The sequence below is a fragment of the Exiguobacterium sp. s128 genome, assembly GCF_018618815.1.
Taxonomy (GTDB): domain Bacteria; phylum Bacillota; class Bacilli; order Exiguobacteriales; family Exiguobacteriaceae; genus Exiguobacterium_A; species Exiguobacterium_A antarcticum.
Window position 1 is genome coordinate 1 of the sequence record NZ_JACSMT010000111.1, and the last position, 360, is coordinate 360.

A 360-nucleotide genomic window follows, 5' to 3' on the forward strand; every position below is an offset into this window, starting at 1 on the left:
TTTGATGTCTTGTTGATGTCTTCAGTTTTCAAGGTGCGAGTGCCTCATCCAAAAGGACAAGACAAATGGAGCCTAGCGGGATCGAACCGCTGACCTCCTGCGTGCAAGGCAGGCGCTCTCCCAGCTGAGCTAAGGCCCCGTGATGGAACTATAAAATTGAATGGTGGGCCTAAGTGGACTCGAACCACCGACCTCACGCTTATCAGGCGTGCGCTCTAACCAGCTGAGCTATAGGCCCATTCAAAATGGGATGTTCAATTGAGAGATCGGACTCTCAAAACTGAACGATGGGCATGTCCCTTACGGGACGTTTTCCTTAGAAAGGAGGTGATCCAGCCGCACCTTCCGATACGGCTACCT

At 51.9% G+C, this 360-nt stretch carries 2 tRNA genes; both read right to left on the bottom strand.

What is annotated here, in order from left to right:
• Positions 1-66 precede the first annotated feature (66 nt).
• Positions 67-139: transfer RNA gene (locus KNQ13_RS15850), tRNA-Ala, on the bottom strand.
• Between the two features lie 22 nt (positions 140-161).
• Positions 162-238, bottom strand: a tRNA-Ile gene (locus KNQ13_RS15855).
• Between the last annotated feature and the right edge of the window lie 122 nt (positions 239-360).